General features: G+C 65.6%; 18 protein-coding genes. 3 read left to right on the top strand and 15 right to left on the bottom strand.

What is annotated here, in order from left to right; all coding sequences use genetic code 11:
• Nucleotides 1-11 precede the first annotated feature (11 nt).
• From VNN55_12320 to VNN55_12265, 12 genes are all read right to left on the bottom strand, one after another.
• Nucleotides 12-1,016 carry a hypothetical protein gene (locus tag VNN55_12320; GenBank protein ID HWO58342.1) on the bottom strand — a complete coding sequence of 335 codons (1,005 nt, stop codon included), beginning with the start codon at nucleotides 1,014-1,016 and terminating at the stop codon, nucleotides 12-14.
• A 91-nt stretch (nucleotides 1,017-1,107) separates the two neighbouring features.
• Complete coding sequence (locus VNN55_12315) at nucleotides 1,108-1,632, bottom strand: hypothetical protein (GenBank protein ID HWO58341.1); 525 nt, start codon at nucleotides 1,630-1,632, stop codon at nucleotides 1,108-1,110.
• Entirely contained in the window at nucleotides 1,625-2,056 is a 432-nt protein-coding gene (locus VNN55_12310; protein ID HWO58340.1) for a GNAT family N-acetyltransferase, read from the bottom strand. Before VNN55_12310 ends, VNN55_12315 begins: the two co-directional genes overlap by 8 nt.
• A gap of 9 nt (nucleotides 2,057-2,065) precedes the next feature.
• On the bottom strand, nucleotides 2,066-2,923 hold the full coding sequence (locus VNN55_12305) for an exonuclease domain-containing protein (GenBank protein HWO58339.1): 858 nt from the start codon (nucleotides 2,921-2,923) through the stop codon (nucleotides 2,066-2,068).
• A 27-nt stretch (nucleotides 2,924-2,950) separates the two neighbouring features.
• Complete coding sequence (locus VNN55_12300) at nucleotides 2,951-3,406, bottom strand: hypothetical protein (protein HWO58338.1); 456 nt, start codon at nucleotides 3,404-3,406, stop codon at nucleotides 2,951-2,953.
• 15 nt (nucleotides 3,407-3,421) lie between these two features.
• The gene (locus tag VNN55_12295) at nucleotides 3,422-4,357 is read right to left on the bottom strand and encodes a PorV/PorQ family protein (protein HWO58337.1); all 936 of its coding nucleotides are present in this window, start codon (nucleotides 4,355-4,357) and stop codon (nucleotides 3,422-3,424) included.
• Between the two features lie 124 nt (nucleotides 4,358-4,481).
• Complete coding sequence (locus VNN55_12290; GenBank protein HWO58336.1) at nucleotides 4,482-4,976, bottom strand: LptE family protein; 495 nt, start codon at nucleotides 4,974-4,976, stop codon at nucleotides 4,482-4,484.
• The gene (hutI, locus tag VNN55_12285; GenBank protein HWO58335.1) at nucleotides 4,973-6,244 is read right to left on the bottom strand and encodes an imidazolonepropionase; all 1,272 of its coding nucleotides are present in this window, start codon (nucleotides 6,242-6,244) and stop codon (nucleotides 4,973-4,975) included. The genes VNN55_12290 and hutI overlap by 4 nt, the downstream gene beginning before the upstream one ends.
• Nucleotides 6,245-6,258: 14 nt before the next feature.
• Nucleotides 6,259-8,544, bottom strand: coding sequence for a TIGR03936 family radical SAM-associated protein (locus VNN55_12280; GenBank protein ID HWO58334.1), 2,286 nt, complete (start codon nucleotides 8,542-8,544; stop codon nucleotides 6,259-6,261).
• A gap of 107 nt (nucleotides 8,545-8,651) precedes the next feature.
• Nucleotides 8,652-8,843, bottom strand: a complete 192-nt coding sequence (locus VNN55_12275; protein ID HWO58333.1) for a hypothetical protein — start codon at nucleotides 8,841-8,843, stop codon at nucleotides 8,652-8,654.
• A gap of 122 nt (nucleotides 8,844-8,965) precedes the next feature.
• On the bottom strand, nucleotides 8,966-13,768 hold the full coding sequence (locus tag VNN55_12270) for a PKD domain-containing protein (protein ID HWO58332.1): 4,803 nt from the start codon (nucleotides 13,766-13,768) through the stop codon (nucleotides 8,966-8,968).
• A 26-nt stretch (nucleotides 13,769-13,794) separates the two neighbouring features.
• The gene (locus VNN55_12265; GenBank protein ID HWO58331.1) at nucleotides 13,795-14,649 is read right to left on the bottom strand and encodes a cohesin domain-containing protein; all 855 of its coding nucleotides are present in this window, start codon (nucleotides 14,647-14,649) and stop codon (nucleotides 13,795-13,797) included.
• Nucleotides 14,650-14,773: 124 nt separating this feature from the next.
• Here VNN55_12265 and VNN55_12260 point away from each other — a divergent pair, with 124 nt between their 5' ends.
• The 3 genes from VNN55_12260 to VNN55_12250 all read left to right on the top strand — a co-directional run bounded on the left by VNN55_12260 (nucleotide 14,774) and on the right by VNN55_12250 (nucleotide 18,551).
• On the top strand, nucleotides 14,774-16,120 hold the full coding sequence (locus tag VNN55_12260) for a tetratricopeptide repeat protein (protein HWO58330.1): 1,347 nt from the start codon (nucleotides 14,774-14,776) through the stop codon (nucleotides 16,118-16,120).
• The gene (locus tag VNN55_12255) at nucleotides 16,117-17,283 is read left to right on the top strand and encodes a hypothetical protein (protein HWO58329.1); all 1,167 of its coding nucleotides are present in this window, start codon (nucleotides 16,117-16,119) and stop codon (nucleotides 17,281-17,283) included. Before VNN55_12260 ends, VNN55_12255 begins: the two co-directional genes overlap by 4 nt.
• A 110-nt stretch (nucleotides 17,284-17,393) precedes the next feature.
• Nucleotides 17,394-18,551 (top strand): hypothetical protein, encoded by a 1,158-nt coding sequence (locus VNN55_12250; protein ID HWO58328.1) that lies wholly within the window; start codon nucleotides 17,394-17,396, stop codon nucleotides 18,549-18,551.
• A 4-nt stretch (nucleotides 18,552-18,555) separates the two neighbouring features.
• Here VNN55_12250 and acpS read toward each other — a convergent pair whose 3' ends face one another.
• From acpS to VNN55_12235, 3 genes are read right to left on the bottom strand one after another with little or no spacing between them, the layout of a single operon-like run.
• Entirely contained in the window at nucleotides 18,556-18,936 is a 381-nt protein-coding gene (acpS, locus tag VNN55_12245) for a holo-ACP synthase (GenBank protein HWO58327.1), read from the bottom strand.
• Between the two features lie 15 nt (nucleotides 18,937-18,951).
• Nucleotides 18,952-19,920: a DUF4340 domain-containing protein gene (locus VNN55_12240; GenBank protein ID HWO58326.1), complete on the bottom strand. Its 969-nt coding sequence runs from the start codon at nucleotides 19,918-19,920 to the stop codon at nucleotides 18,952-18,954.
• 24 nt (nucleotides 19,921-19,944) lie between these two features.
• Nucleotides 19,945-21,516, bottom strand: a complete 1,572-nt coding sequence (locus VNN55_12235; GenBank protein ID HWO58325.1) for a Gldg family protein — start codon at nucleotides 21,514-21,516, stop codon at nucleotides 19,945-19,947.

Below are 21,516 nucleotides of genomic sequence, written 5' to 3'. Positions count from 1 at the left end.
TGCAGGCGGCATCACTGCCGTGGCGGTCGCAGACGCGCTTCGACAGCCCGTCGCATTCGGGTGGCCGCACGGCTGACCTCCCCCTCGCGCTCGGCCAGAATCGAGCCCGCCGCCAGGACCCGCGGTTCCTCTGGGCACAGAGTCATCAAGCGTTCGTAGGCGGCCAGCGCCGTCGTGGTGTCACCCGCCGCCAGAGAAGTGGCCAGGAGCCGTATCCACGCCGGGGAAAAAAGCGAGTCGGCCGCAAGGGCCCGACGGGTCAGATCCAAAGCCGAGAGCGTATCGTGGCGGCGCACCGACAGTTCGGCGCGCAATGTCAGCGGCCAGGCCGTTTCCCCGGCACGCACCAGCACGCTGTCCAGCGACACGGCCACACGCAGACTGTCGCCCGTCCGCCAGACCCACTCGGCATAGCGCGCCAGATCGCGGGACAGCCCGGGGCAGGAATCGACCACCGCGCGCATCCGCGCCAACGCGCCGGACTCCTGCCCCAGCCGCCAGAGTCGACGAGCCATCGCCGCCTGTGACAGGCAACGTTCCGATGCGGGCGGATCGGGCAGGCCGGGGAAACTGTCGGTGATCGCTCCGAAGTAGAGTGTGAACAGCCGCGCCTGTATCGCGCGGGTCCAATCGTGCTCCAATTCGGCGATGGTGCCCCCGAGATTGGTGATGATCACGGTCGGCGCGTTGAAGATGCCCCAGCGCTCGACCAATCGGTAATCGCGGTCATACCAGAGAGGGCCCTGCCAGCCGGCGGCGCGCGCGGTTGCGTACAGACGAGCGGTGTCAGCGGCTGTCACATCGGGCCTGTCGATGTTGATCGGCACCAGCTGCCAACGGATCCCGCCTTTGGGCGCTTTGGCAATCAGTTCCGCGAGCGCGGACTGGCTCAGCGGCGACCAGCTCGCCCAGAAGATGACCACCGAGGGGCGTTCGAATGAGAAGAGTTGGCTTTTGCCGTCAAGAGCGGTCAGTTCAACCGCGCTAATCGGATCACCGAGGTCGTAGTTGCGCATGGCGCCGTGTCCCGGAAGCACCGAAGACACGACCACAGCGGCCGGCAACAAAGCGAGCGTCATCCAGCGTCGGCAAGAACGCGGCCGCATGCTAATCAAGCCCTCCGGAGGGCAGAAGCAACCAGGCGTTGCGATAGTACGTGAGCGCGGAGTCGGCATGACCGGCCCGTTCATGGACGCGTCCCAGCCAGTAATACGCCGCGGCGCTGCGCCGCCCGCTGGAGGCCAGGGCGGCGTGGCCGAAATACATGGCGGAATCCAGCGTGCCGCGGTCGAAGAAGTCCTGCGCCAGCTCCAATTGCGCTTCCACCGGACGGCGCTGAATGCGCAACAGTCGATCGAGGGTGGCGCGACGGGCGGCGCGTTGGCCCTTCAGCTTTTGCAGGCGCGCCAGCCGCAGGTGCCATCGGGGGTTCAGCGAATCCACCGCCAGCGTGTCGCGCAGAAGCACAAGCGCCGAGTCCACCCTGTCTTCCCGCACCAAAAGATCGATGGCGCTCTCCAGCGCCGTGGGAGCCGGTGACGGCGCCTGTCCGACGGCCAGAGTCAGCGCGAGGACGGCGATGACCGGCAAACCGAAGCGACCGGCGATGCGCGATGCGGCGCGATCAGGCATCGGGGGATTCCCGCTTGCTGTAATAGAGGACCTCGGGCATGTGGACATAGCCCATGGCGGCAAATAACGCGCGCGAAGGGGCATTGTCCTGCTCAATCAACGCGGCGATCACGGTCAGCCCGCGGGCGCGGAGAGTCGATTCGGCGGCGGCGATCAACTGACGGCCGACGCCGCGATGGCGATGGGAGGGATCGACGGCCAGACGATTGATCCAGCCGCGCCGCCGGTCATGGCTGGCCACCACCGCACCCACTAGCCGTTCGTCCGCAAACGCGCCGATGAACTCGCCGGCGTCGCGTTCCCAGAGGGCGATGAGGTTGGCCAAACGGTCGCGGCCCTGAGGACGCCATGGCAGTCCGGCGCGGTCCCACAATGGCCCCAGCGCCGACAATTCATCCCGGGTGAGCGCGCGAATGGTGTACATCGGGACGGCTCAGGCGGCGGGAATTTTCCAGTCGACGATCCGGTCGAGACGGAATGTCCGTTCATCGCCGCGCATGTGGCAGTGCGCCACCAGGTAGAGGTCGCGCGATTTCTGCACGACATTCACCACGGTGACCCGCCGCGACGAGCGCACACCCTGCGCGGTGACATAGACGATGTCCAGGTCGCGCGATTCCGACAGCATATGCTCCAGCGACGGGGGCAGCATCGTCCAGGGATTCCCACGCGCCTCCAAGCGGTCGGCGTGAAGCACCAGTTCGCCGACGGCGGGAGACTTTCCGGCGTAGGCGGCGGTCAGGATTCCCTCGAACACGCCGAGCGTGGTGCGGCAGTCGCCGAGGGCCCGGTGGGCATCGGGGGTCGGAATACCAAACTCCCGCGCCAGCTCGGCCAGGCGGTTGGAGCGAAATCGAAAGTGACGCCGGGCCAGGTGCACCGTGTCGATCACCGGCCGTTCGATCAGCACCCGCCGGGCACGGCGGTATTCGCTGCGCAAAAACCCCATATCGAAAGGGGCGTTGTGGGCCAGCCACACCGCCCCGTCGGCGACATCGTTGATTTCGGGAATGACCGCGGAAAACCGCGGCGCGCCGCGCAGAAGCGAGGTGCTGATCCGATTGACCGCATAGGCGCCGGGGGAAATCGGACGCTGCGGGTCGACTAATTGCGACCACTCGTAGAGACTGCCGGAGGGTTCGCGACGGATCAGCGCGACTTCGCACACACGGTCGCCGCGCGCCGGATCCAGCCCAGTGGTCTCCACGTCGACCACAACCAGCGGAACCTCCGCGAGCGTGGCGGCAAGCATGCGGTCGGGGTCAAACGCGGTCCGGGTATTGCGGGGCATGGGTCCATCACCACCGATCCGTTGGACTCACATGGTACGAAAGGCGTTGATCACCCAGTGGTCGCCGCGAAAATCCAGCCGCATCTTGTTGTAGTATTGGACCCGGGTGAGACGATCAATAAAGGAGACTTCGACCCAAGCGGTGTCGGCAACGAGGGTGGCGCCTCCGACGACGATTTGATTTTCCAGCCAGCGTTTGCGCAGCGTCCCCTCGCCGGTGAGCGCGGCCAACAGCGCCGCCCCCGGATCGGCGCCGGCGCTCTCGGCGGGCAGATCTTCGCCGAGCGTGGCCACCGCCGCCGCCAGGTCGACGTGCCGTTCCAAATACAGCGAATCCGAGGCGCGCATGGCGGCAAACAACCCTTTGACCGTCTCCTTCGGGTCCGGGCGCGAATCCGATGCGCATCCGGAAATCACGAGGCCGGCCAACGCGAGCGTGACCAAGGTCGCGCGGCTTCCCAGAGACAAACCACGGTGCGGCATGTCAACCTCGCTGGATCAGAAGCGTGAACGAATCGAAAACCGGTGCGCGTCGCCCAACTCCGAGTACGCGGTGAAGGCGTAGTCAATGGCCAGCCGCTCCAGCGTGAACCCGGCGCCGAGACTGATCCCGGCGAGATTGTCGCTGTCGGAGTCGGTGTCGATCCGGGCGATCAGCGTGTTGTAGCCGGCGCGCAGGGCGAACTGCCGATGAACATCGACCTCCACGCCAAAGGCGCCGCCGACATCGTCGTCGCTGGGCTTGAGCAGATCGGCGGCAAAGAGGATCGGCGCGCCGCGCAACTGGTGTGAAAGGCCGGCGGCCAGCACGATCGGCAACGATTCCTTGTCGCCACCCTCAATCGACTTGGTCTGTCCGCCAAGATTACGAGCCGCCACGCCGGCGCGGGTGCGTCCATCGAGGAACTCATAGGAAAGCCCCAGGTCGGCCGCCAACGCGCTGGAATTCTCATCGTCGATTGATTCGCTGATGAACCGTCCGGTCACCCCCGCATTGAGGCCCCGTCCCAGTGCGCTGGCCCACGTCAGCGCCAACGCCACATCGGAGGCGGAGAAATCCGCGCCGGGGTTGCCGACCTCGTCACGCGCATCGAAATCGCCATAGTCGAGATACTGCGCCGAGACACCGATCCGCCCCTGTCCCCCGATCGACCAGACCGCCGCCAACGCGCCGGCCTGAATGTCGGTGAGCCAGTTGGTGTAGGAGGCCATGACCGAGCGCGGCCCGACCGCCGCCAGCGCCGCGGGATTGTAAAAAGTCGCGCCCAGTTGATCGGCGACGCCGGTCATGGCGCCGCCCATCGCCTCGGAACGGGCATCGGTCCCGATCTTCAGAAACGTGTAGGCGTCCTCGCCGGGGTCCTTCGCGGATACGGGAGAGACGGCGGCGACAACAAGGGCGATCATGCAGGCAATAGCGGCCACTGGGCGCATGTTGGTCTCATTCGTGTGAGTGACAGGATCGGTCATCGACGACGTAGGATAGCACACGGCGGTCCGGGCGGCAAGGCGACTCCCAGTGTTTCAACCCCGGGATACCCCCCGGGTTCCCCTTCCCCTACCAGGATTTGATGGTCCGGTTCAGCAGGTCCTCGGCGATCTTCTCGATCGCCCGGGACTGGCCCTGCTGTTCGTCCTCGGTGTCGGCCTTATAGATGCCGAAACCGCGCATCCGGGAGGCCTTCCAGACATTGGCAGCGCCCTCTTTCTTGTTCAATTCGGCGTCCACCCAGATTTCGACGATGTACTCGGTGACACGGTCGGTCTCGTCGAACGTGTAGGCGCGACGCTTGTATTCAACAATCGCGCCGGTCAGGATGGCTTCGGCATTGGCCTGATCGACCACCTTGATCTGGTTGTCGTTGACAAAACCATTGATGATGCCGCTGGTGAGGGTTTCGGCCAAACCGAATTCGGTGGTCTGATTCTCAAAGATCGGGACCGCGACCGACTGCACCAGGGCGGTGCGTCCGCCGGAAAACGAATACGGCGCACAGGCGGCGAAGGTCATGGCCAACGCACACAACCCCGCGATGAACATCGAACGGATCATGCCCGTCCCCGCACCACGGCGCCGTTTTTGATCACGATCCGGGCCAGATTCACGCCGTAATGATACGGCAATTCGCGGTGGTCGGCGGCATCCCAGATGACCAAGTCAGCGGCGGCGCCGGGGGCCAGGCCGCCGATCTTCCCCTGCCGGTTGAGGGCGCAGGCGGCGTTGTGAGTGGCGGCGGCAATCGCTTCGGCCGGGGTCATCTTATAGAGCACACAGGCCTGATTCAGCGCCATGGGCATCGATTCGGTCATGTTGCTGCCGGGATTGCAGTCGGTGGCCAGGCCGATGGCGACACCCGCTTCGATCATCCTGCGCACCGGCGGCTTGCGGGGCAAATCGAGAAAATAGGCGGTGCCGGGCAGCATCACCGCGACCGTCCGGCTCGACGCCAGCGCCCGAATGCCCGCGTCGTTGACGAAGACCAGATGATCGGCCGAGGCGGCGTCCATCTCGGCGGCCAGCGACGCGCCGCCGACATCGGAGAGCTCATCGACATGGAACTTGAGGTCGAAGCCCAGCTGCCGGGCGCGGCGCTGGATGGCCTCGCTCTGCGCCCGGTCGAAGACGCCGGTTTCGAAGAAAACATCATTGAACTCGGCCAGTCCCTCGGCGGCGATCGCCGGCAGAATGATCTCGCCGATGACCCGCACATATTCGTCGGGGCTGCCCTTGTACTCGACGGGGACATCGTGCGCCGGCAACGCGGTCGGCACCCAGTCGATGGGATGCGCGGCGTCCACCCGGCGGATCACCCGCAGCATTTTCAGCTCATCTTCCAGCGAGAGGCCGTAGCCCGACTTGGCCTCGGCGGTGGTGGTGCCGAAGTCGAGCATGCGATCGGCAACCCGCAGGGCGTTGCGGTAGAGCTCATCCTCGCCGGTGGCGCGCGTGCGGGCCACCGAATTGGCGATCCCGCCGCCCTCGGCGGCGATTTGCTGGTAGGTCTTGCCCGCAATGCGCATCGCGAATTCCATCTGCCGCGGCGCGGCGAAGACCGGATGGGTGTGCGCATCGACCAGGCCCGGGGTCACGACCGCGCCGGCGGCGTCGATCACGGTCGCTCCGGGCGTAAGCGCGACCTGCGCGCGGGCCTGATTCGTGGTTCCGACCCAGACAATCTGCCCCGCCTGCGCGGCGAGGGCGCCATCGCGGATAATGTGCAGTTCAGCCAGATCGGCGCCGCGCTTGGGCGCGGCCACCGCCGTGTCGGCGACACGGACCAGTTCAGCAGCGTGGGTAACGAGCAGATCGGCGGTCGGCAAGGCGGGCCTGCCTCTCAGATCGGATCAAACGGCGTCCGTGTGTGACCACCGCGCCGAATCAGCAGCGCGGTGCGCCGGATGACGATCTCCGGCATTTGTTCCGGCGCAAAGCCAAACAGCATCATCGCCCAGTCGGTCGGACGGATGCTGCCTTCGCCGCCGAGAATCAAATTCAGATGCCAGCGCACACCCTCCTCGGTCTCTTCGACCGCAATGGTGCGCAGGGTGCGGCGCGGGTCAACCGGACGCCGGTCATCGCGGCCGGGACGCCGCCAGCGGACGTCGGGCTGGGCATGGAAACGGTCGAGTTTCTCCTGCGCTTCGCGCAGCGACAGCGGCAACAGCGCGGTGTAGACCGCTTCGTTAATCGTGTCGGTCAAGGCTGGCATCCCGGCGGGGACGCCGCGCGCATCGATGAGGCGCAGCCCCTCGGGCAGCTGCCGCGCCAAACGTCCGGCATCGGCGGGATCGAACTCTTCCTCGAGCAGCAAGTCGAAGTACTCCGCATCCGAAAGCAGGCCGAACGCCAACGGCGGCCCGAACGACAACTTCAGCCGCGGGTGGAATCCCTCGGAATAAGCCGCGGCCAGCCCGGCGCGACGGATGGCGCGCTCGATCGCGCGCACCAAATCCAGATGCGAGTAAAGCCGCCAGGGCATCTCTTTGGCCCAGCGCACGCGCATCCGGGTCATTGACGGCGCGCTGAGACGGCGCGAAAAGCCGGTCTTCCTCTTACGGCGTCCGAAGAACTCATCGGCGGGGGCCGCCAGCACCGCGCGGGTGGCATCATCAGGCACCGGCAGCGGCTCGACGCAACGCTCCGGCGGCGGCGCAGGGAGATTCCACCACGTCGACGTCGGCGGTCCGGTGAGGCCGGACGATTGCCGTACCCAGGCAAACCAGTCAAAGGGCGGCGCCTCGGGATCGTTGCGGTCGGTCAGATCGAGCGCCGCCAACGGCCGCCAGAGATCGTGGTCGGCGGCGGCGATCCAGTTGCGCGCCATGATGTCTTCGATGCGGAACCCGCCGACCGCGGCCTGACGCGAAAGATCATCTTTGAAGTGGCGGAACTCACCGGCGTAGTGGCGGACGGCGTTCTCGTCGGGCGCACTGGCTGGGTCGCGCCAGCGATCCAGCGGCGCGGGACGGTACTCGAGGCGGAGGACGCGGCGGTCCTGATACCCTTCGGCGATGCGCGACCAGCCATCAATGACATCCCGCATCGGCGCCAACAGGCGCGAGAACCCATCAAAGGAATCAAAATGCAGTACCGCGGTCAGCCCCTGCCATCCGCCGTTGAAGGCGACGCGCGCCAACTCGATGGTGGCCGGGACATCGATCGGTTCGGCCAGCGCCAGTGACAGGGTCGGCTTGAGCAGATGCGGGCGGTAGGCGCCCCAGTGACGGCCGAAATCGGCGACGGTGACCGGCGGCAGTTGCGCCCGTACACGCTTCATATTGCGGCGACGCTGCAATTCACCGAGCGCGGTGACCAGCATCTCGGAGTGATCGCCGATCGCGCCGCAGAATCGCAAACCGTCGACGCCGGTCTCATCCAGGGCGATCAAGGCATCGGCGACCAGGGCCGCCAGCGGCCGCGGGCGGAGGCGTCCCTGATCATCGATGCCGCAGAGTTCGACATCAGCGTAATCATCGTCGACCTCGGTCAGCGGCACCCAGCGCGGCGTCAGTTTCGGCTGACATTGGATCCGGCGGGGCAGGGTCCAACCGGGCAACCGGTCGGCATCGAGAAACGGACGCGCCACCAGCGCGCCATCGGGCACAACCGCGTTCTGCGCCAGATCGCCCGGCAGCGTCGCAGGGATCCAGCCACCGGGCGCCGGCATGACCCAATCGACATGCCCGGAGAGAAACCGCGGTATCCAGAGCCCGTCGATCAGGACGCCGACATTCTGACGTTGCGGATCGAGATTAAGGCGCGCCAGCATCGCGGGGATGCGCGCGGCGGTCAACGGATCGGGCGCCCAGAAGAGCGCGGTCGTCATCCGGGACAGATCATCGTCGCCGTCGAGCGTGAACACCGGCCGGGATTGATCCCGAAGGAAAGCCCAGACATCGTTCGCGTATTCCACCACCCGCGCGGCGCGCAGTTGCGGGCCGTCGTTCAATTGGAAATACAGACGACGCCAGAGGGGGTCAACGATCGCCTGCTCGTAGCGGTCGGGATGGCAAAGCGCCACGGCGCGCGCGGAGGATGGTGTCTCCGGCAATCCCTGCTCCCGGCCGAGGTAGCGCCCCGGTTTGAGGATGTTGTAGAGGAATGTGGTGTTGCGTGTCATGGCGTGCGACCGTGTTGACCCCGCGTTTTCGCGCCCGCCAAAGGCAGAACGCGGCGCCGCGTTTGTCAACACGGCGCCGTGATCAAAACGTCGTGGAGGCCCGGAAACTAACCGTAGACTGCCTTATGATTGCATTTGCAGACAACCACGATCGCGGTGCGGAACTTGATGGCTCCGGTCACCGGATCCTCTTCCGGATTGAGCAGACGCACCGGCTGGGTTGTGCCCCCGCAGACCGGGCAGAGGCTTCCGCCCTTTTCTTTCTTCAGCTTATCCGCAAACGTTTGTTTCTTTGCCATTTCCCGCTCCTGTTCAGACGGCCAAAATACCCGATAGCCCGTTGAAATCCAAGGGTTTTATCGCGGGCCTTTTGCTTCGGGAGTAACGCGTGGAGACGCCGGCGGTTCCCGGGCGGCGGCAATTACTTCAACAATAGCATCTTACGCGACTGCTGAAAGCCATCGGCCTGCAGGCGATAGAAATAGACACCGCTGGCGCGCTCGATGCCGTCCTCATCACGGCCATCCCAGACCACCCGATGATGACCGGCCGGCCAATCGCCTTCGGCCAGTGTTGCGACACGGCGGCCCAGGATGTCGTAGACATCGAGCCGGACCGGACCCGTCTGCGCCAGCGAAAAGGCAATCACCGTCGCCGGATTGAAGGGATTGGGATAGTTCTGATCGAGTGCGTATCCGGACGGTATCGGGGTCTGCCCCTGCATGCGTTCAAGCACGTCCCGCAAGATCGCCGCCCCCTGTCCCGAGCCGCCGCAATCAACCAGCGCGCCGAGCAAGGCATCGACCACGCTCGACGACCAGGTCCCCGCCTCTGCCAGCCACTGCTCCACGGCGACCTTTGGCAGGACGGTATCGCGATCGAAAAATTCTGCAATCGGACAGATGTCCGCCGAGTCGACGATGCCATTGCCGTCGCAATCCGCATGCGCGGCGGCGCGCACCGGGAAGGCGCGGGCGGGTTGCACTGAGAAATCGGTGTAGGGCCGCGTCCGCGGCGGCCCCTGCGTCCGCCAGAAACGACCCAGCGGCAGCAGATCGCCTTCATTGACGGCGCCATCGTGATTGGCATCGCCCGGGAACACGCCGGGGCCGGTGTAGAAGGTCAGCAGATAATCGTCATCGGGCGAACCGGCTTCGCTGCCGTCGGCGTTGCCGTCGAGCCGATTTCCGTTGGTGTCGGTGACCTGGGCGCGCAGACGGAACGTGATCGTGTCATCCGGCCAGAACCATGCCGCGGGCGCGAAGGTGAGCGACAGCGGCGTCATTTGCCCCTGACCGGCCACCACGGCATCGGCGCGTCGTGAACGAACGTCCACCACCGGCCCGATGGGCACGATCACCATCGGTTCGGAGAAGGTCAGCACCACGCTCTGATCGATCAACGCCTCGCCAGCCTGAGCGGGCACGGCGGCGGTCACACGGGGCGGGACCTGCTCGCCGATACCGCGTCCATTCATCGGCACCTGCAGGACCGGTGTGCCGGGATCGTTGGAGCGCACCCGCAGGAATCCACTGAAGTCGCCTTTGCGCCCCGGACGGAACCCGAGCGTCCAGGTCACCTGCGCGCCCGGCGCCAGTGTCGCGCCATTGCCCTGCCCAGGGACAATTTCAAAGGGCGGGCCGGAAACCTCGGCGGGCTGCACGATCAGATTGATGCCTTGCGGGCCGCTGGAAGTGTTGCGCACCGTCACGGTACGTGTGGTGAAGAACGTGACGATGGTCGAGTCCATCGCAATCGGCGACGGCGTGACCTGGATGCTGGTAATCCCGACATACGTGTACGGTCGGGTCGCGGTCTTGGCCACCGGCTGGCCCTGCAGATTCAGGCGGGCGGAATCGACGGCGCGCAGTTCAATGGTGTAATTGCCGGAGGCCAGATCGGGCGATGGACGGGCCTTGAGCACGGCGTTAAACGGGGGCGTTCCCGACGCGGGCGTCACGACAAAGGTCATCGATCCGCGCACCGGCAGCGGAGTGAGCCGCGCCGAGAGAGAGACGGTGTGATCGTAGGGCAAGACGAGCGAGTCGACCGCGACGGAATACAGGATGGTGTCGGCGTTGACGCCCAACGAGTCGACGATCCGCGGACGGAAACTGCCAACCACAATCCGCCGCAGGGTCGAGGTGTCGGTTCCGCAAGTGTTGCTGGCCTCGAGGGCCGCCTGGTAGACGCCCGCGGTGTACGGATGAGTCGGATTCTGGGTCGTGGCTGTGACTTGATCGCCGAACCGCCATAGCCAGGATGACGGCTGCCCGGTCGATTGATCGGCGAAGCGCACACTCAGCGGTTCATATCCGCTGTCGGCATCGACGGTGAACGCGGCCACCGGCGTTGTGCCGACAGTGATCGAGTCGGCCACGGGAATCGTGTCGATGCCGCAGACCGAATGCAGCACCAGTTTGGGCAGGTACCGTCCCAGTTGCGCGTAGGTGTGCTGCGCCACCAGTCCGGCGGCGGTCCCGCCATCGCCGAAGACCCATCCGGCGCTGATATAGTTGCCGGTGACCGCGCCGGCGCAGGTGACCGGGGCGCCGCTCCCGCACACGAATGCCGGGCTGGCGGCGGCGGTGGCCTTGGGGCGGGTCGTCAGCTTGATGTATCCGGTGCGCACCACCTGGACATTGCCGCATTCGCCGGTGGCGATCAGCCGGACGCTGAAGGTGTCCCCCTCGACGTAGGTGTGGACCGGAGTCGAGTCGTTGGAGGTTGAGTTGTCGCCGAAGTCCCAGTCCCAGCCGAGGATCGGGCGGTCGGAGGTGTAATAAAAGCGGATCGCGGCCGGATTGCACACCGGCCCGGTGACCGAGTCAAACGATGAGGCGATACCGACCACCGGCAGCGCGCGGGCATGGATGTAACCGGTCTTGGTCTGGCTGGCGGCGCCGCAGGAGTTGACGGCATCCAGACGGACGGTGTGCAGGCCGGTGTCGGCATAGGTGTGGGTCACCTGCGCGCCGACGCCCGCTTCCCCATCGCCGAAATCCCACGAGTACGAATCGACGCCGCTGTTGGCGGCGGCCGTGAAGGTCACCTGGAACGGCACGCAGCCCGCTTGCACATTGCTGGTGAAATCGGGGGTCAGCGGCGCGTCGACACGGATGGTGTCGTAGGTGGTGTCGGCATCCAGTTGCCCCAGCGCGATCAGACGCACTTCGTAGAGGCCCGGGGTTTGATAGGTCACGCTCGGATTCTTCAGCGTCGAAGTCTGACCGTCGCCGAAGTTCCAACGCCACTGCTCGTCGATGCACAATGACTGATTGGTGAAATCGACAACGAGCGGCGCGCAGCCCGCATCAACGGACGGCGTGAACATCGCCTGCTTGTCGGCGTCGTAGAACTGGTCGGCGCCGATGTCGACTTCAAGGGCGACGGTCACGCGGAATTGCCGGTCGATGTCGCGCGTCAATCCGGCGGGCACCGAGGCCGCCTCGCCGGCGCGGCGCGCCGGTGAAAGACAGGTCAGATGCAAATCGGCGGTGGGACCGTCGACATAGAGTGGATCCTCGAAGATCCACGTCGAAGTCGCGCCGAAGCCGATGGACGATCCACCGTTGCCGAAATAGAGGTTGTTCTTCGTCGACTCCGACCCCGGCAGCACCGACACCGAGACAAGCCCCCGCCCCGGCGTATTGAAGCTGACGATGTTGTTGTCGAAGCGGCTGATCGAGGAGCCCTCGTGGATGAGCACGCCCGCCACACCGTCCGGGCCGGGACCGAGGTTGCCGGAGATGGTGTTGTTGACGATGGCGACGTCGGCATCGGGGAAGACCGCGACGCCGCCGACCGAGGAGGGCGTCGCGCCGCCATAATTTCCGATGATCCAGTTGTTGGCGATCATGCCGCCGGCGCCATTGTATTCGATCCCGCCGGTGAGATTGCGGCCGACGTTGTTGCGAATGATGCAGTTGATGATGGTGCCGTTGGTCTGATTGCCGACAAAGACGCCGCCGGCGCAATGCTCGCAACCTTCCGCGGTCACCGTGTTGTCGGCGATGGTGAATCCATCGAGCACGACCGGGTGAGCGCCGCTGTGCAGGTCCATCACCACCACCGACCCGCTGCCGTCGCCGGGGCCGATCAGCGTCGTGACAAACGGGCCGTCCAGCGACTTGATCGTCAGGGCGCGTCCGCCCGGATAGATCACCGCGCCTTCCTGCGGCCCGCCGTATGTGCCGGGTGCGACCAGGATGATGTCGCCGTCGTTGGTCCCCAGGATCGCATGCGGGATGGTGCGGAAGGGATTGCCGGCGGTGCCGTCGCCGGTAGAGTCATTGCCGGCGGTGCTCACATAGACCGTCTCGGGCGGTGGTGGAATAATCTGAAACTCCACCACCCCGAGATCGGACGCGTCGCCGTCGGAAACCCAATACCCCAGCGTATCCGTGCCCGGCGCCGGCGGCGCGATGTACGAGTACGCTCCGGAAATATCGATGTCGGCCGTGCCGAGCGTCGGCGGATCGGAAACCAGGAACTGCAACACATCGGTCACGTTGACATCGGAGGCCGGCAGCATCCCGCTGACCGCGTCTCCGACGATGACAACGATGCTTGTGTCCCGCGCCACCGGTGCGCCTTGAATCTCGATGGTGTCGCCGGTAAACGACACCGGCACCAACAGGCCGCCGTCATCGAGGAAGTGCAGGAAGCGGTTGGGCGCGCCGGGGATCAGGCAGGCGGTGTCGACGACAAACGAGCCCGGCGTGGCTGAAAGATCTAGATCAAGCACGATTGACGGCACCGTATCCGCGCCCGGCGCCAGGTACTCGTCGAGGTTGTCTCCCTCGCGATAGAACCAGGCCCCCTCGGGTGAGACGGCAACCGGATGCCAGGCGCCGTCTGAATAATCCGCGGCCTGGTAACATGCGCCGATGGGCGAGGCGAACTGATCGGTATGGGGGTTGTCCGGCAGCCGGAGGTTTCCGGCGAGGCGGTTGGCGAAGCGCATTGAGAGCCGCGTCACAAACGCATCGGCGGTCAGCTCGCGCATCTCCAGCGGCAGACTCAACGCCGAGAGCGTCACGGCGTTGCTCAGGGAAATACCGACGGTGACTGAATCGGCCGAGGGCTGAAATCGTCCGCCGTGCACCACCACGGAATTCTGTGCCCAGGCCCAACTCGGCAACACCAACGCCCAGCCCAGACAGACCGCGGCAATCGCGAGTTGCTGCCAGATTCTCCCTGGGTTGGTCGGTCGGGTGCTCATACGATGCCGTTTCATCGGATCACGGTTCAGTTGCCGATGACGCGCACGGTGGCCGACTCCAGCACCAGGAGCGCATGATTGCGCACCGGGGCGCCATGGTGGTCAACCAATTGCGCGCCGGCGCGCAGAGCGATCGGCGCCGTCCCCGCGCGACGTTTGGAAAACCGGAAGGTCGCCAGATGCCCCGGCGTCGTCCCGGTGGAGATACCGACCAGCGACGCGCTCTGCTGCAAGCGCGTGACCGCGTAGGCAACCACATTGGCGGAATCCTTCAGCACCAGCGCCCAGGTCGGCACGGCGCCGGAAGCGCCGCGCAGAAAACTCCCTTCGGTGGCCGCGACGAAATCCAGGACAGTGGTGTCGTAGTCGATCCGGAACGCCGCGCCGAACAGTGAGTCGACGTTGTACACGTTGATGCTGATATCGACCAGTTCCTGCCCGGCCAGTTCGACTTCCTGGTAGAGCGGCGCGGCGCGCAGCATCAAAAGCGCCGGCCGCATCACGATGTTCAAGGTCAGTGTCGCGCCGGGCTGGACCTGGCGTGGACCATCACGCCCCTCGTAGAGCACCAACCCATCGCCATCCAGCGCGCGCAGGACAAACGTGACCGTATCGCCCGGCGCGACGCTGACGGTGTCATCGATGACGCCATTCCTGAAATTCAGTGTGTCGGGTCCGACCGGCACCGCGCCGTAGCGGACGGTCAGGGTGACAACCTCGATGCGCGAGGCCAGCGACGGGGTCTCCAGGGAGACATTCAGTTTCAGCGCGACCGCGCCCCCGCCGCCGGTCGGCGAGTCGCCGCAACCCAGCAGCCAGAGCGATAGAAGCAAAAGTCCCGTGGCGCGTCCTGCGGGAAGAGCGTGCCAGATGCCGGCCATCACGCGGCCAATCTCCCGCCACGGGTACCTCCCTGTCAAGGCATAAGCCGTCCGGACGGCGTTCCCGCCTGTGCCTGAACAATCGCATTGACTCGGCCAGGCCGGGGCGGCTATCTGTGACCTGATGATCTCAGGTCGGAAACGCGTCTCCCAGGGGGTCTTCGCCTGCGCCCTCGCGCTCGGCGTGCTTCTGGCCGGAGGCGGATGCGCGGCCACCGTCGGGCAGCGGGCCATGCGGGCGATGTATGAGGGTGACTATGCCCGGGCGGTCCCGCTTTTGACCTCGCAGACGATTTCCTCACCCGATGATGCCCGCGCCTGGGCGCGCTTGGGCGAGGCCCAGTTCCACACGCAGCAGTTTGCGCCGGCGCGCGCGTCGTTTGCGCGGGCCGTCGAACTCGATGGCTATCTCCCTTCGGCCTATCTCTTTCTCGGCTACATCGCCGAAGAAGAAGACAGTGTCGAGGCGGCCATCCGACACTATGAGGAGTGCATCGCGCGGCGACCCTCGGGCGCATTGACACGCGATCTGACCAAACGCATCGAGACCTTGCGCGGGGAGCAGGCGCGGCTGGCCGCCCAGGCGGCGCTGGCGCGCGAGCGTGCGGCCGGCACACCGCCGTTGTCCGAATCGGCCATCGCGATCATCCCGTTCAACTCGGACAGTCTACCCGACAACCTGCGTCCCATCGGACGCGGACTGGCCGAATTGCTGGCGTTGGACCTTGCTAAAGTGAAATCGCTGCGGGTCGTTGAGCGGGAGCGAGTCGACCGGCTGATCCGGGAGTTGAAGCGGTCGCCGCTGGCGCCTTTCGACTCGGCCGGCGCGCCGCGGCTGGGACGGTTGCTCGGCGCCGCCCATGTGGTCGGTGGCGAGGCGGTGGAAGTGGAGCCCGGACGGCTGCGCCTGCGGACCCGTCTGGTCGGAGTCCTCGACGGCCGCTTCGACGCGGCGCGCGACCAAGTCGGCGAACTGGCGCAGTTGTTCCAGATGGAGAAACGCATCCTCTGGGAGATTCTCGCCAAGTTGCGCATCGAGCCGACGTTGGAAGAGAAGCTGGCGCTCGACCGGATTCCGACCGAGTCGTTTGTCGCCTACCTGTCCTACGCGCGCGGATTGGCCGAAGAGGAAGCCGGTCGCGCCCGCGATGCCGCGCGGGAGTATGAGCGCGCCGTGGATGTCGACCCGCGCTTCCGAGAAGCGGCCGATCGCGCCCGTGAGATGTCGTACCTGGCCTCGCTGGATCTGAACGCAAGCCCCGAGCCGCTGGCGGATTTCATCGAGCAACACAGCGGCCCGTTCGAGTGGACCGAACGCCCGGCGCGCACCGATGACCGGCTGGGCGCCATGCTTGGCCAGGCCGGGCTGGTGCCGACGACGCCGCCGGGGCCGATCGACGATCCCTACACACCGCCCTCCACGAACACGACCATCATCATCCATGGTCAGTTCGACCAGGCGAAGCCATGAGCCGCAGAGGATCGCCGGCATGCACGACCCTGGCCGCCCTGGGCATCATCGCGATGCTCGCCGCGGTCGCGACATCGGCGCGCGCGCAGATCATCCACGGCCAGAATCCGGAAATGTCGCAGCGGCTCACCTACATGTCGTGGAAAGTGTCGGGCGATGAGGAGTTCACGCTTCAGGAATGGCATGTGCCGCTGACAATCCGCTCCGGGCTGGCCGAGAATGTCGAACTGGCGGTGACCGGCGCGGTGGTCAGCGCGTCGGCAGACTGGCCCTCCGCGGGCGACCCGATCAGCGGCCTGACCGACGCCAAAGCCCAGGTGGCTGCCTCCCTGATGGGAGATCAGGTGCTCCTGGCCGGCGGAGTGTCGTTGCCGACCGGACAAAAGAAACTCTCGCGCGACCAGCAGGAGCTGTTGTCCTGGCTGTCATCCGACTTCCTCAACTTCCCGCTGAAGAATCCCGGCGAGGGCATTAACCTCTTCGGTCAGGCGGGACTGGCGCTGCCGGCTGGGCAATGGGTGGTCGGCGCCTCGGCGGCGCTGTATCTGGCGGGAACGTATGAGCCATACGATAACGGCCGTGAATATCAGCCGGGGTCACGGCTGGTCGGCGGCATCGGCGCCGAGCGCATCTGGCCCGCCAACCATCGACTGACCTGTGATCTGCTGGTGATTTACAGCACCAACGACAAACTCGACGGCGAAGCGGTCTTTCGCGATGGCGTGCAATTCGACGCCCGGCTGGCGGGTGTGGTGGCGCTCGGCCGCGGCGCGCTGGAAGGCGGTCTGCGGTATATCCAGCGCGGCAAAGACAAACAGCCCGGGCCGGCGGAGGACCTGATCGCCGAGACGGACAAACGCCACGGCGATGATTTCCGTCTGCATGCCGCCGGACGGATGCCGGTGGGTCAATCCGTCAGCGGCTGGCTGTCGGTCGATGCAAAGTTTCTTGCCGCCAACGACTATCCCAAAGCGTCGCCGTTTTTCGAGGACGCGGCGCATCTGGCCGGGTTCGGCGGAGGGCTGGATCTTGCGCTCGGGCTCAGGGCGCGCGCCGGGTTTGGCGCGCGGGTCTGGACCGGTTCCTCCGACGGCGCGCAGGGCCTCGGCGCCATCGACTTGTCCGGACTCGAAGTGCTCCAGCATTTCGTCGTGACGTTCTGATTCCCTCTGCCTGCTATCCCGCTTGGACTTTCCCGACGCGCCGCGTGTATCTTCCCTCCGTGGAAACCCGGACAGCGACAGCGCGTGTTCAATGGTGGCCGCTGGCCTGTTTGTGCGCCATCGCCATCATCGCGCATGTGCACCCGGCGGGGGCGCAGCGGCCCCGCGCGACCGCTTCCAAGACCGATTCGGTTGTCACGGCACCACGCCCGATCTTCCACCTCATCACCACCTGGGATGCGACCGCCATGCGGGTGACGCATTCCAGCGCCGCCGATCCTCTCGCCTATTCGCTGGAACGTCTCTGCCTCTACTATCAGACCCCGTTCGATCCGGTGCTGATGTTGCGAATGAACCGGTCCCCGCTGGAGTGGCCGCCGGTGTTTGCCGATGACCGTCCCGATCCCGACCGTCAGCGCATCGAGATCCGCGCCTTCCTCGACGGATCGGGTCTTGGCTATCGCGAGTTGATTCCGCTGGACCTGCCGCCCGCCGCCTTCGCTGAGTCGCTGTCGGCAGCGCTGTCCGCCGACCAGCCGGTGCTGATGAACAATCCGCTGGCGGCGGTGATCTACGGTTATGATCAGCGCGAGCCCGACCACTGGTGGTGGTTCGACGAGGCGGGCAGCCCTGAGATTGTCCTCGAATCGGAACGGCATGAACGATTCACCTATTGGAGCGATCGTCCGACCGCCGGAGTGGCCTGGGCGATCACCGGACGTACGGACCGTCCGAAGTTGTCGGCGGATTCGTTGAGTTGGGAATATCTGCGCGCGATTGTGCGTTCGGTCCAAGGGGTGGCGGCGGAGGGTGTGCGGCCCTATCCGCTGAGCCTGCGACGCGTTCAGGATCTGTTGGCATCCTCCGATACGCTGCCGGCTCTGGCTCCGACGCACGACCCGCGTGATCCGTTGGCGCTGGGACGGATGCGGCGCGTCCGTGTAGACTTGGTCGGCGTGTGCGCTTCGCTGGCGGGCACGAAACGCGACACCGCGATCACCGAGCCGCTGAAATTGGCGCAGTATCACCTGCACACGGCCTCCGGTACGCTCGCCGAGTTGGCGAACGCGCTCTACGGTGACGCGACGGGTTCGATCGATCTGGCGCGCCAGTGGAAGAACGCGCGCGCCCGCGGACACGCCCTCCAATTGCTGGGCGATCTGCTGAAGTCGGAGAAACTGGCGCTGGAATCCCTGACGGCCGCCGTCACCGCGCACGACAAATCCGACGCGCCGGCGGCCAGGAACTCCCGTCGCCGCGGACGATGACGCTCTAATCTTTCTCGAAAACGACGGTTGCCGACGAGTACGTGAGATCGTGCGTCATGCTGACCGCGGTGTGGGTCACGCCCAGACGCGCGGCGCGCAATTCGGCCTTGCGGAAGAATCGCAGACCGGGCTTGCCGGTCGGTTCGCGGGTGATTTCGATGTCACGCCAGGCAATCCCGCCGGGCCAGCCCAAGCCGAGCGCCTTCATCGCCGCCTCCTTGGCGGCGAACCGTCCGGCCATGGACTCGGCCGGATGCGGACGCGACAGGCAATAGGCCCACTCGGCGTCGGTGAAGACACGCCGCCCAAAACGGTCGCCGTACTTCTGCCAGCTGCGAGCCACGCGGGCGATTTCGATCTGATCGATGCCCAGTCCGATGATCACATGGCGTCTCCGACGTTATTGCGGCTCGTCGATGCGCTTGATGCCGCCCTTGTCGATCAGGTCGGCGTAGACACCCTTGATGCGGTCGAAAGAACCCTTGTAGAAGATAAACAGCGGCTTGGGACGTCCGGGTCGGAAGGCGAAGTAGCGGCCATCGTCTTCCTTCGGGTGGTTCCACAAGAGCGTGTCGGAGCGTCCGTCGCGGCTGTCAAGAATCAGCTGCATGTACGGGTTGTCCGTTTCGGCCTCGACGCCGGTGCCGGCCGAGGCGAAGGCATCGGTGGTGAGTGGCGTGAACCGGCGGAGTCGGACATTGAAGACCGCGGTGTCGACCGGCAGACCGGCGGCGGCGCCGTCCTTGTAGACCAGCCATGGTCCGTTGTCGGCGCGCGCCACCCGCACCTCGCCGTCGCGGGTGATCCAGCGCACGCTGACCAGTTGCGCCGAGTCGGTCTCCGCGATCACCCGCGAGCCCCAGTCGGTCGGCACGCGGCGGAAGACGCGCTGGAAGTCGCCGCGGGCCATGTAGACCGAATCGGACTGCAGTTGGCGGATATAGGTGTGATTGAAATCGGCCCCCGCCTTGCCCATGACGAACTCGGCCACGGGCACGCCGCCGGCGAAGAATTGCAGCACGGTGCCGCTGGTGGTGTCGACCTGGAAGGAGCTGTGTTTTTCCGGGCGGGTCGAGATCAGGTTCTCGAGCACCATCTCGTTGGTGAAGCGAAAGACATCGCGCAGGATGTTCGGGTCGGCCGCGTGGCTGTACTCGGGAAAGATCACCGTCCAGTTGCCGCCGCGCCGGGAGAGATAGGCCCAGTTGGCATATTTGACGGCGATGGAATCGACCGCGGTCGAATCGGCCTTGAAGAAATCGCGGCGTTCGCGGATCGACAGTTCGGTCTTCTCTTCGGTGTGGAAGACGTACCAGGCGCCCCAGAGCAGGACGACCAGACCGGCGAGCACGAGCGTGTTTCGTTTCATGATCGCAGCGCCCCCGATGGACGATCAACCCATCTTGCGACGGCGGCGCGACTGCCAGCGCCACACGCCGTACAACACGACCAACAGCGGCGGACCGAACACGTTGGCGTACTTGACCATCGTGCGGCTTCCCTCGGAGACTTCCTCGAGCGGGCGCACGGTGACATTGCGCGCGCGGATCGAGATCAGGCCCTCTTCCTGCGAGAGCCAGTCGACGACGTTCATCACGAAGGCGGCGTTGGCCGGGTTGCGCAGGCCGTTGTCGCTGACGCAGTCGGCGTCGCCCACCAGCACAATGCGGTTATCGGAAATGCTGCCGGTGGCCGGCGGCAGCACCGCGGTGTTGACCATCGAATCGGGCGGCGGTCCGCTCGGGTAGGCGCTGGTGAACGCGCCGGTGATGGCAGCCGCGAGAACCTGATGCGGCTCGGTGAAGTCCGCCGGCAGGTACTGCCGCATCGCCGAAATGTCGTAGGGCGCGCGCCGCACGCCCGAGCGCTCCGACGACCAGCAGATGGGAGTGAAGGTCAAATTGGTCCCGTCGACCGCGGTCGAATCCAGCGGCGACACGAACGGGAAGTCGACCGCCTGCAGATCTTTGCCGACCAGGTGCTCCGGATTGAAATCGGAGACCTGCGGCATGTAGGGATACTCGACGATGTTCTGAAAGCGCAGGAAACCCTGCTGCTGCGTGACGCCGATGCGCGCGCAGCGCGCGTCGATCACCAACCCCGGCTTGAAGGCGATCCCGTAGGTGCGCAGGAACTCCGGCCAGTTGGTGCGACGGTCCATCGCCTGCTGTTCCTGCAGCCGGGTCTCGACTGGATCGTAGAAGACGGCCAGCCGTCCGCCGCGCATCACGAATTGATCGATGGCGTAACGGTCCCAGGCGCGCACCGAATCGGTCGGGCCGATGATCAGCAGCACGTCGATTTTGGGGTCAATCAACTGCCCCGGGGCGATCCGGACGGCGCGCAGTTCATAGAGCTGCTCCATCGCCTGCGTGAGCATGTCGAGGCCGGCGCCCTGCTCCGGTTCTCCGTGTCCGGCCAACAGCCCGACGATGGGCACCTCGTCGGCGGTCACCTTGCGGATGGCGCTGGAGATTTCGTATTCCAGGTTGCGCGTCGACTGCACCACCGGAATGACTTCCTTCTTATCCTCATACAGGAAGGCCAGCCCCATGTACACCTTCTTCAGTTCCATCTTGTCCTTCTCGATGGCCTGAACCTGCAGGGGCGGGATGCCGAGGGCCTGCGCCTCGCGTTCGCGGTCGGTCTTGACCGGGTCGATGAACTCAAAGCGCAGCTGCCCGCCGGAGTAGGCGCGGTACTCGTAGAGCTGGTCCTTCAGGTAGCGGGCATTGGCATTGTACGGCGCCGGGACGTCCTCGGAGAAGTAGAGTTTGCAGACAACCGGATCATCGAGCGACTCGGCCAGCCGCTTGGACGCGTCCGACAGCGAGTAGAGCCGTTCGTCGGTGATGTCAATGCGCGCAAAGAAGAACAGACTGATCAGGTTGACGGCGATCACCACCGCCACAAACAGCGGCACCGCCGTCAGCGAACCGATCCCTTTGCGGACATTCTTCTGCAT

The organism is bacterium, from assembly GCA_035559435.1.
In the GTDB taxonomy this organism is placed as follows: domain Bacteria; phylum Zixibacteria; class MSB-5A5; order WJJR01; family WJJR01; genus JACQFV01.
The sequence above is the reverse complement of the archived record's forward strand: the minus strand, read 5'-3'. Positions and strand labels throughout refer to the sequence as shown.